We start from the raw sequence: 10,428 nt of genomic DNA, 5'->3' as shown, positions 1-10,428 counted from the left end.
ACTGGGTTTGGATGTGCATCCTGTGCGTCACCGCCGCCATAGGCCACTACACGCTTATCAAGACCTACGCATTTGCCGAAGCCAGCGCTGTGCAACCCTTTGCCTACCTGCAACTGGTCTTTGCCTCCGGTATCGCGTTGACGGTCTTTGGCGAAAGCCTGTCTTGGCCGCTGGTCATTGGTGCCACGGTAGTGATTGGCGCAGGCCTGTTCACCCTGTGGCGCGAACGGGTCAGCGCGCCGTAAGCGCGGCCCCCAATCCCAACGGCGCCGTTTGGCCAGACAACCGCGCGCGGTAAATCGCAAGGCTCTCGGACACACGCATGATGTAGTTACGCGTCTCGGTAAAAGGCACATGCTCGATCCAATCGACTACATCAACCGACGGATCCCCCGGATGCCCCAACTCCTCAACCCACCGGCGCGCCCGTGTGGGCCCCGCGTTGTAGGCCGCTGACACAAGTACGACATTCGCACCAAACTCGCGCTGAAGCTCCGCCAGATAGGCGGTGCCAAGGCGTGCGTTATAGACCGGATCGGTCAGCAGACGATCCAGCGAATGCGTCTCACCCAAATCCTGCGCCATTTCCTTGGCGGTGCCGGGCATCAATTGCATCAATCCGCGCGCCCCTGCGGGTGACACGACGACAGGATCAAATTCGCTCTCGCGGCGCGCGATCGACAGGGACAATTCAGGCGCAACAAGGCCATCCATCGCCACCAGCTTTGGCAGCACAGCATAATAGCCCCGGTGCAATTCCACCCCCGCTTGTGCCGCGCGTTTACCAATCATGATAGCGATATGCGGCTCTTCCAACTCTAGAACCAGCTCAATCAATTGGCCCACTTCGCGGCGCGGCAAGCTTTCGGTCAGGTGGGTGAAAAACCGCTCCGCAAGGACGTCTTGACCTGCGTCGCGCAACACCAGTGCCGCCCGCAGAACCGAGCTATCGACAAAGGGCGCGCTGCGGTAATCCGCGAATGCCTCTTGCCCCGTCAACAGCGGGTCGGGGGCCAAACCTGCCCGTTCCGCCGCCAACTGGCCATAGAAACTGGTTTGGAACCGCGCGCCAAAGGCATAGGCCTGCGCGGCGGCCTCTAGGTTGCCCGCGGCCTCCTGGGCGCGGCCCAGCCAATAGCCGCCACGGCCAAAACTGATGGGCGTTCCAACGGCGGCTGTGAATCGCTCAAAATGTTGCACGGCACGTGGGGCGTCGTTCAGTTTGCGCAAAGCGATATAACCCGCAAGCCATTCGGCCATCGCCACCTCAGACACATCCGTCATCCGATGCTCAGACGCCACGCGATAGGCATCGCGGTCGCGCCCGTCCTGCATCAAACGCCGCGCAAGACGCTCGCGGTGCTGTGCCCAAACTTCGGGCCGCCCCAAGGTATCCGCACTGCGGCTGGCCTCAAACAACAGATCCATCGCAGCATCCAAACGGCCCTTGCGCAGACGCCACCTGAACCGTTCATAGACAAGCCCGGGGTCATCACGCAGCGATGTAGGCACCGCATTGATCAACCCATCCACGCCGTTTCGATCCGCCCGCAGCGCCAGCCGCGCCCGCGCCAACGCGGCCTGCGGCTCCGGCACCAGCGGCAACATCAATGCCCCTGCTTCCTGCGCGCCGGCCCATACCATGTTGTCCAACCGCACTTGGTGGTGCCCAGCCAGCGTCGCGCCATGCTCCATGATGAACAGGGCGTGATCTTCGGCATCCATCGGTTCATTGCGCCAATGCCGGATCAAAACAGCCCGCGCGGCATCCCGCTCCCCGAGCCGCGTCAGGGCCTCGGAAAACCGCAACGCCCCTTGGGCGGTGCTAGGTGGACGGGGCGCAAAGTATCGTAACACCTGATCGGGATTCGCATCCGGCGCAATCGCGGCCTCAACCCGCGCACGTAACAACGGCAGGCCCGGCCAATCGCCATTACGCGCCAAAAAGTCCTGCGCCTGTTCAAAACTGCCCTGTCGCGCACGCAGCAACGACCAACTGACCACATCACGCCCCGCAGGGTCGCCAATCCGCGCCTGAGCCGCGCGTGCCGCATCCCAGTCCTGCGCTCGCACTGCATCCAGCGCGGCACGCAAATTCGTATCCGCCGCCGCCCCGGCAACAGACACGCACACCATCACTGCGCCCAAAAAAGCCCGTAAAACCATCGCCTGTTACACTCCGCATTCGCGCTTGTTTCCACATAGCTAAGGCCCCGCGCACCGGAAGCCAAATAGCGAACTTGTTAAAGATCCACATCGCGGCTAGTTTCCGCGCGATTCACACACGACCACACCTCATCTAAGGAAGCGTATCATGCTCAAAGGTTCCATGCCTGCCCTGATCACGCCGTTTAAAGACGGCGCAGTGGACTTCGATACGCTCAAGAAGCTGGTCGAATGGCATATCGCCGAAGGCTCGCACGGGCTTGTCCCCGTGGGCACCACCGGCGAAAGCCCCACGCTCAGCCACGAAGAACACTACGCCGTGGTTGAGGCCGTCGTGACCGCCGCCGCAGGCCGCATTCCGGTTGTTGCGGGCGCAGGCTCCAACAACACGGCCGAGGCCTATGAGATGGTCCGCCACGCCCATGACGTCGGCGCGACTGCCGCCCTCGTGGTCACGCCATACTACAACAAACCGACCCAAGCCGGTCTGATCGCCCACTTTGAGGCTCTGACCGAAATCGGCATTCCGATCATTATCTACAACATTCCCGGCCGTTCCGTCGTAGACATGACGCCCGAAACCATGGGGCACTTGGCCAAGAATCCCAACATCATCGGGGTCAAGGACGCGACCGGCGACCTGGCCCGCGTCTGCGCCCAGCGCCAAACCTGCGGCCCAGATTTCATCCAGCTTTCGGGTGAGGACGCCACCGCCCACGGCTTTAATGCCCAAGGCGGTACGGGCTGCATTTCGGTCACGGCGAACGTAGCGCCCAAACTGTGCAGCCAACTGCAAGAGGCATGCCTCAAAGGCGATTACGCCACCGCACTCACGCTTCAGGACCGGTTGATGCCGCTCCACGATGCGATCTTCACTGAGCCGGGCCTGGCCGGTGCCAAGGCCGCCCTCGAAGAACTGGGCCTGATCGACGGCGAACTCCGCCTGCCCCTTCTGCCCGTGACCGAACCCACCCGCGAAAAACTGCGCGCGGGCCTGCGTCACGCGGGACTGCTGAACTGAGCCAGCCCCCAATGACCGGCACAGCAGCGGGTATCCCAAAGGGGCTGATACCGCTGCTATCGGCCACCAATTTTATCATCGGCATGGGCGCCTTTGTCGTGATCGGTGGGCTGACGCCTTTGGCCAGCGATCTAGGCCTCACCCCGGGTGAGGCGGGCCTCCTGCTGACCGTCTACGCGATTTCCTATGCGGTTCTGTCGCCCCTGTTGGTGACATGGACGGGCGGGATCGGGCGGCGGCGCGTGTTGGTTGCGGGGCTCGCCCTGTTCACGCTGTCAAACTTGATGGCCGCTCTTGCCCCGGATGATACGCTTTTACTGGCCAGCCGCGTGTTGGCGGCGGCTGGGGCGGGCATCACTACACCCATCACGGCGGCGGTCGTCGCCGCCCTTGCCCCACCCCAAACACGGGCCAAAGCCTTGGCGGGCGTGTTCTTTGGCATCACGATGGCACAGGTCATCGGCGTACCTGCCGGCAGCTTTATCGCCTATACCTTCGGCTGGCGCGCGGCGTTCTGGACGGTCACGGCACTGGGCCTTCCGATGCTGGCTCTTTTGTGGTTTCGCGTGCCCGCTGGCCTGTCGTTTCAACCTGTGCGCTTTGGCGATCTGGGCCGCACGCTGCGCGACGCCCGTGCGATGATTTCGGTGCTGTTCACGGCAACATTCCTTGGCGCGATCTACACGCTCTATACTTATTTCACCCCCCTCCTTGAGGTCAAAATGGGCTTTGAGCGGAACATGGTGACCGCCTCACTGATCATCTTTGGCATCGGCGCCGTCGTGGGCAACTGGATGGGTGGACGGATGAGCATGCGGCTCGGCCCCACCCGCACATTGCTGGTCCTGTCCTGCGCGCAGGCCGCACTCATGGTCCCGTTCAGCCTGCTGCCCCTGCCGCTTCCGGTGTTTGTACTGCTTGTCGCTCTGTGGTCGGTCTGTGGCTGGTCCTTTATGGCACCACAACAAACCCGCCTTGTGACCCTGTCTCCCCAAACCGCCCCGGTGCTTTTGTCGCTCAATGCGGCCGCCGTTTATGCTGGTGCGGCCATAGGCTCGGGCATGGGCGGCGTGATCATCTCCCGCCTCGGCATAGAGGCGCTGGGGCTGGCCAGCGGGCTCATAGCCACACTGGCAATCGCACATATCATGCTGTCACGCAGGCTCTCTGGCTAGACATCCCTCAGCCGCGCGCATACATCCCAGTTATGGCCAAACCCAAGACCCCAGAGGAAAAGAACTACAAAGTCGTCGCCGAGAACCGGCGCGCGCGCTACGACTATGCCATCGAGGACGACATCGAATGCGGCATCGTCCTTCAGGGATCTGAGGTCAAATCTCTGCGCGAAGGCGGCGCCAACGTCGCCGAAAGCTACGCCTCGGTGGATGAGGGCGAACTGTGGCTCGTGAACAGCTACGTAGCACCCTACCCACAGGCCCGCATGTTCCCCCACGAAGAACGCCGCCGCCGCAAACTGCTGGTGTCGCGCAAGGAGCTGGCAAAACTGTGGAACGCGACCCAACGCGAGGGTTATACCCTTGTGCCGCTGGTTATGTACTTCAACCACACGGGCCGGGTGAAACTCAAAATTGGCATCGCCAAGGGCAAGAAAAATCACGACAAGCGTGAGACCTCTGCCAAGCGCGATTGGAACCGTCAAAAAGCCCGCCTGTTGCGCGAACGCGGCTAGTCCGCGCCACGTTTGCACAGCCCTTGCACAGCCCTTGCACGGGGGTCACGCCCGGCGTAGGAAGGTCCCCGACGTAAAGAGGCGATGGCAATGGCTGACGATCCCCGCATCCTCGTATCCACCGACTGGCTTGAGGCCCATCTCAAGGACCCAGACCTGCGGGTTCTGGACATGAGCTGGTATCTGCCCGACGCAGGTCGCGACCCCAAGGCCGAGTATGACGCGGCCCACATTCCCGGCGCGCGGTTTGTTCCAATTGACGAAGTCTCGGACCTGCGCAGCGCAATCCCACACACCGCGCCACCGGTCGAAAAATTCATGTCTCGCATGCGCAAATGGGGCGTGGGGGATGGTCACCAAGTCGTCGTCTACGACGGCGCAGGCCTGTTTTCCGCCGCACGCTTGTGGTGGTTGTTCAAGCTGATGGGCAAGCAGGACGTGGCCGTATTGGACGGCGGTTTTGCCAAATGGCAGGCCGAGGGTCGCCCAACCGAAGACATGCCCCCCATGATGCGCGACCGACACATGACCGTGTCCCGTCAGGCGCATCTGTTAAAGGATGTCACCCAAGTCGCCCAAGCCTCCAAACTGGGCACGCACGAAATTCTGGACGCCCGCGCGCCAGCACGCTTCCGGGGCGAAGCGCCTGAGCCGCGCGCCGGTCTGCGCGCAGGCCATATTCCCGGCTCCCGCAATATTCCCTACACGTCGCTCTTGGCTGAGGACGGCACGATGCTGCCCACCCCCGCCCTGCGTCAGGTGTTTGCGGATGCGGGCGTGGATCTGTCCAAACCCGTGATCACCACATGCGGCTCCGGCGTAACGGCAGCTGTCATAAACCTTGCGCTGGCCCGGATCGGCCATGACGCACATGCGCTCTACGATGGCTCTTGGGCCGAGTGGGGCATGTACCCTGACCTGAAAATCGAAACGGGAGAATAGCCCATGCTGAGCAACCTAAAGGCCCAACCCGTCGACAAGATCCTCGGCCTCGCCGCCGCCTACCGCGCTGACCCGCGCGACACCAAGGTGGATCTAGGCGTTGGCGTCTACAAAAACGCCCAAGGCCTGACGCCTGTGATGCGCGCCATCAAGGTCGCCGAACAGCGTATCGTCGATGAGGAACAGACCAAAGCCTATACCGGGCTTGCGGGTGATCCCGCGTTTTCGGAAGCTATGGCGGGCCTGATTCTTGGCGCCGATTACCCCAAAGAACGGTTCGCCGCCGTCGCCACCCCCGGCGGGACCGGCGCAATCCGTCAGGCGCTTGAACTGATCCAAATGGCATCACCCGATGCAACCGTCTGGCTGTCTAATCCAACATGGCCAAACCACCCCTCGATCATGAAATACCTCGGCGTGCCGATGGGCGAATACCGCTATTTCGACAACGCCACACGCGCGGTCGATTTTGCGGGCATGATGGCCGATCTTGAGGGCGTAAAAGCAGGCGATCTGGTCCTGCTGCACGGCTGCTGCCACAACCCAACAGGCGCGAACCTGAACCTCACGCAGTGGGGCGAAGTGGCTGACTTCCTGAACGCACGCGGCGCAATCCCCTTCATCGACATCGCCTATCAGGGCTTTGGCGACGGACTGGAACAGGACGCCGCTGGCGTGCGCCTCATCGCCTCCAAGGTGCCCGAAATGTTGATCGCGGCCTCGTGCTCCAAGAACTTCGGCATCTACCGCGAACGCACAGGCGTTCTGATGGCGCTGTCGCCATCCTCGGCCGAGCAAAACCTCACCCAGACCAACCTGCAATTCCTGAACCGTCAGAACTTCAGCTTCCCGCCCGATCACGGCGCGCGTCTGGTGTCGATCATCCTGAACGATGACGCACTCAAGGCCGACTGGATGCAGGAACTCGAAGACGTGCGCCTTGGCATGTTGGACCTGCGCCAACAACTGGCCGACGCGCTGCGGGAACGCTCCGGCTCGGACCGGTTTGGCTTTATCGCAGAACACCGCGGCATGTTCTCGCGCCTTGGTGCAAGCCCTGAACAGGTCGAAGCCATGCGCGAGCACAACGCGATCTACATGGTCGGCGACAGTCGCCTGAACATCGCGGGCCTCAACGCGCAAACCGTGCCGATCCTCGCAGATGCGATCATCGCGGCTGGGGTCTAGCGCACTGCTTGGGCACCGCCTGACAGAATCCACACATTTGAACCCGCTCGGCACACCACCGGGCGGGTTTTTCATTTATATCCAAGGCACATCCCATGACCAAAGTAACCTTTGAAACGACCACCGCCGCAGATATCCCCGCGCTTCAGCGCGTGCTGGACGAAACACAACTATTTCCCAGTGACATGCTGCCCGACATGCTTGCCCCAACGCTCACAGGCGACAGCCCCGCACGATGGCTGACGTGCCAACGGGACGGCGTGGCCATCGGCCTCTGCTTTGCTGAACCAGAGGACCTGACGGACGGCACATGGAACATGCGCGCCCTCGCGCTGCACCCGCAGTATCAGGGCCAAGGCTTTGGTGCCGCCCTCACCCACGCGCTGGAGGATCACCTGCGAACGGATGGCCAACGCATGATCATCGTCGACACCTCCGGCACCGATGATTTCGCCGGAACGCGCGGATTTTACAGTCATATTGGCTATACCCAAGTCGCCTGTATTCCGAACTATTGGGCCAAAGACGACGACAAAATTGTGTTTCTTAAAACCCTCTAGATGCGGCTGCACCGCTTTTGCCGCAACGCAGCACTTGCACCCCATCGCGCAATATCATACCACCAAACTCGAACCTGACGAAATATTCTAACCCAAAGAGAATCGCCATGAGCTTCCGCCTGCAACCCACGCCCGCCGCCCGTCCAAACCGCTGCCAGCTGTTCGGACCCGGCTCCAACACCAAGCTGTTCGCGAAAATGGCGGCATCGGCGGCAGACGTTATCAACATGGACCTTGAGGACAGCGTCGCGCCCTCTGACAAAGCGACGGCCCGCGCCAACATCATCGAGGCGATAAACACAATCGACTGGGGCACCAAAACCGTGTCCGTGCGGATCAACTCGCTCGACACACCCTATTGGTACCGCGACGTGGTGGACCTATTGGAACAGGCGTCTGAGCGGCTGGACATGATCATGATCCCCAAGGTGGGCTGCGCCGAAGACATCTATGCCGTCGACGCCCTGATCACCGCGATCGAATCCGCGATGGGCCGCACCAAGAAAGTCGCACTTGAGGTCATCATCGAATCCGCCGCAGGCATCGCCAACGTCGACGCCATCGCAGCCGCCTCGCCCCGCCTACAAGCCATGAGCCTTGGCGCCGCTGATTTCGCGGCCTCTATGGGGATGCAGACCACCGGCATCGGCGGCACGCAGGAAAACTACTATATGCTCCACGGCGACACGCGCCACTATTCGGACCCGTGGCACTGGGCCCAAACCGCGATAGTCGCGGCCTGCCGCACCAACGGCGTGCTGCCCGTGGACGGTCCCTTCGGCGACTTTTCGGACGATGATGGCTACCGCGCACAGGCGCGCCGCTCGGCCACACTGGGCATGGTGGGTAAATGGGCAATTCACCCCAAACAAATCGCCCTCGCGAATGAAGTCTTCACGCCCTCTGAGGAAGCCGTCACCGAGGCCCGCGAAATCCTTGCGGCAATGGAACAGGCCAAAGCCAACGGCGAAGGGGCAACCGTCTACAAAGGCCGCCTCGTAGACATCGCTTCCATTAAACAGGCCGAAGTGATCGTCAAACAATCCGAAATGATCGCGGGCTAAACACCCCAACGCGCCGGAGCGCGGACCGGAGCCCACAGGGCTCTGACCCGCGCTCCGGCTTCCCCTCGTGCTCAACTGCACGCGCCGTTCGCCGTACAGCCCCCCGTTGCATCCCGCGCAGCCTTGTCCCATATGTGGGCGAAGCAAAAGGGCAGCCCCATGAACCACTACCTAGAGTTTGAAAAACCTCTCGCCGAGATCGAAGGCAAAGCCGAAGAGCTGCGCGCCATGGCACGCACCAATGAGGACGTCGATCTGGAAAAAGAGGCAGCCGCCCTCGACCAAAAAGCCGGACAGATGTTGCAGGACCTCTACAAGGACCTCACACCATGGCGCAAATGTCAGGTGGCCCGGCACCCCAACCGCCCCCACTGCAAAGACTACATCGAAGCCCTGTTCTCCGAATACACCCCCCTAGCGGGTGATCGGAACTTTGCCGAAGACGACGCCGTCATGGGCGGCTTGGCCCGCTTAGGTGATCGCGCGGTGGTTGTGATCGGCCATGAAAAAGGCGCCGATACCAAATCACGCCTACACCACAACTTTGGCATGGCCCGCCCCGAAGGCTACCGCAAAGCGATCCGCCTGATGGATATGGCCGACCGCTTTGGCCTGCCGGTCGTGACCCTGATCGACACCCCCGGCGCATACCCCGGCAAGGGCGCCGAAGAACGCGGCCAGTCCGAAGCCATCGCCCGCTCTACCGAGAAATGCCTACAAATCGGCGTGCCCTTGGTGTCCGTCGTCATTGGCGAAGGCGGTTCTGGCGGAGCTGTGGCCTTTGCTACGGCCAACCGCGTCGCGATGTTGGAACACTCGGTCTACTCGGTGATCTCGCCCGAGGGCTGCGCATCGATCCTTTGGAAAGACGCCGAGAAAATGCGCGACGCCGCTGAGGCCCTGCGCCTCACGGCCCAAGACCTGCACAAGCTGGGCGTCATCGACCGGATTATCCCCGAACTTCAAGGCGGCGCGCAACGCAACCGCGCGCAGATGATTGAAACTGTGGGTAAAAACATCGACACAATGATCGATGAGCTGTCCGGGTTTTCACCCAAAAAGCTGGTGGCGATGCGGCGGCAAAAGTTCCTCGATATCGGCTCCAAGGGTTTGGCCGCCTAGGCCAACCCACGCCCATGCCTAACGAATCGATCACAGAGCAGCCCTCGGACGCAAGCGCCATCATCCAGGATTACTGTTTATTTTCAGTCACGTAGCCTGACCTATTGTTGCGCACGCGCAACAAAGCAGCAGTAGGGCTGACCTATTCAAACAGCCCTCAAGCCCTCTACCACATGCTCACCTTGGCCCGCGCGGGCCAAGCGGCATCATAGGCGGCACCGTCAATCTCACCCTCGGTCATCTCGTGCAGAATATCCCCTGCCGACGGTAATCCCGCACTTTGATCACCATCTTCCCAAAGCCCGGCCCGCATAATCGCCCGCGCGCATTGGGTATAAATCTCAGCGATTTCAATCACGATAACCGTCGTAGGTTGCCGTCCCTTTTGCACAAACCGTTCCCGCAAAGCGGCATCTGTGCTGAGGTGCGCGCGCCCATTGATCCGCACCACAGTCGTTGATCCCGCCACCATAAACATCAGCGAAACCCGGCCGTCATTAACGATATTACGCAGGCTATCCAACCGGTTGTTGCCACGCCAATCCGGCATCAACAGCGTACCGGGGTCCAACTCTGCCACAACGGGGCCATCATCGCCGCGGGGGCTTCCGTCTGTGCCATCCGCGCCAACGGTCGTCAGCACGCAAAAGCGCGATGCCATGATCCATTTGCGAT

The 10,428-nt window shown here is 61.6% G+C and carries 10 protein-coding genes and 1 pseudogene; 9 read left to right on the top strand and 2 right to left on the bottom strand.

Annotated elements, in window-relative coordinates:
• Positions 1-245, top strand: a pseudogene (locus AC4GMC_RS10135) (EamA/RhaT family transporter); the annotation flags it as partial.
• On the opposite strand, the gene AC4GMC_RS10130 reads toward AC4GMC_RS10135, so the two are convergent.
• Complete coding sequence (locus AC4GMC_RS10130; RefSeq protein ID WP_487878801.1) at positions 232-2,166, bottom strand: lytic transglycosylase domain-containing protein; 1,935 nt, start codon at positions 2,164-2,166, stop codon at positions 232-234. The pseudogene AC4GMC_RS10135 and the gene AC4GMC_RS10130 sit on opposite strands and share 14 nt — an antisense overlap.
• Before the next feature lie 148 nt (positions 2,167-2,314).
• Here AC4GMC_RS10130 and dapA point away from each other — a divergent pair, with 148 nt between their 5' ends.
• The 8 genes from dapA to AC4GMC_RS10090 all read left to right on the top strand — a co-directional run bounded on the left by dapA (position 2,315) and on the right by AC4GMC_RS10090 (position 9,753).
• On the top strand, positions 2,315-3,187 hold the full coding sequence (gene dapA / locus AC4GMC_RS10125) for a 4-hydroxy-tetrahydrodipicolinate synthase (protein ID WP_487877849.1): 873 nt from the start codon (positions 2,315-2,317) through the stop codon (positions 3,185-3,187).
• 11 nt (positions 3,188-3,198) lie between these two features.
• Positions 3,199-4,362, top strand: a complete 1,164-nt coding sequence (locus AC4GMC_RS10120; protein WP_487877850.1) for an MFS transporter — start codon at positions 3,199-3,201, stop codon at positions 4,360-4,362.
• A gap of 32 nt (positions 4,363-4,394) precedes the next feature.
• Positions 4,395-4,877 (top strand): SsrA-binding protein SmpB, encoded by a 483-nt coding sequence (gene smpB, locus AC4GMC_RS10115; RefSeq protein ID WP_487877851.1) that lies wholly within the window; start codon positions 4,395-4,397, stop codon positions 4,875-4,877.
• A gap of 90 nt (positions 4,878-4,967) precedes the next feature.
• Positions 4,968-5,819, top strand: coding sequence for a 3-mercaptopyruvate sulfurtransferase (gene sseA / locus AC4GMC_RS10110; RefSeq protein WP_487877852.1), 852 nt, complete (start codon positions 4,968-4,970; stop codon positions 5,817-5,819).
• A 3-nt stretch (positions 5,820-5,822) separates the two neighbouring features.
• Positions 5,823-7,007, top strand: a complete 1,185-nt coding sequence (locus tag AC4GMC_RS10105; RefSeq protein ID WP_487877853.1) for an amino acid aminotransferase — start codon at positions 5,823-5,825, stop codon at positions 7,005-7,007.
• A gap of 95 nt (positions 7,008-7,102) precedes the next feature.
• Positions 7,103-7,567 carry a GNAT family N-acetyltransferase gene (locus tag AC4GMC_RS10100; protein WP_487877854.1) on the top strand — a complete coding sequence of 155 codons (465 nt, stop codon included), beginning with the start codon at positions 7,103-7,105 and terminating at the stop codon, positions 7,565-7,567.
• Between the two features lie 107 nt (positions 7,568-7,674).
• The gene (locus AC4GMC_RS10095; protein ID WP_487877855.1) at positions 7,675-8,631 is read left to right on the top strand and encodes an L-malyl-CoA/beta-methylmalyl-CoA lyase; all 957 of its coding nucleotides are present in this window, start codon (positions 7,675-7,677) and stop codon (positions 8,629-8,631) included.
• A gap of 159 nt (positions 8,632-8,790) precedes the next feature.
• Entirely contained in the window at positions 8,791-9,753 is a 963-nt protein-coding gene (locus AC4GMC_RS10090) for an acetyl-CoA carboxylase carboxyltransferase subunit alpha (protein ID WP_487879219.1), read from the top strand.
• A 166-nt stretch (positions 9,754-9,919) separates the two neighbouring features.
• Here AC4GMC_RS10090 and AC4GMC_RS10085 read toward each other — a convergent pair.
• On the bottom strand, positions 9,920-10,428 hold a 509-nt coding region (locus AC4GMC_RS10085), incomplete at its 5' end, for an MSMEG_1061 family FMN-dependent PPOX-type flavoprotein (RefSeq protein WP_488084082.1).

This window comes from Thalassobacter sp., from assembly GCF_982993085.1.
Note: the sequence above shows the minus strand (reverse complement) of the source record. Positions and strands in the feature narration are given on the sequence as shown.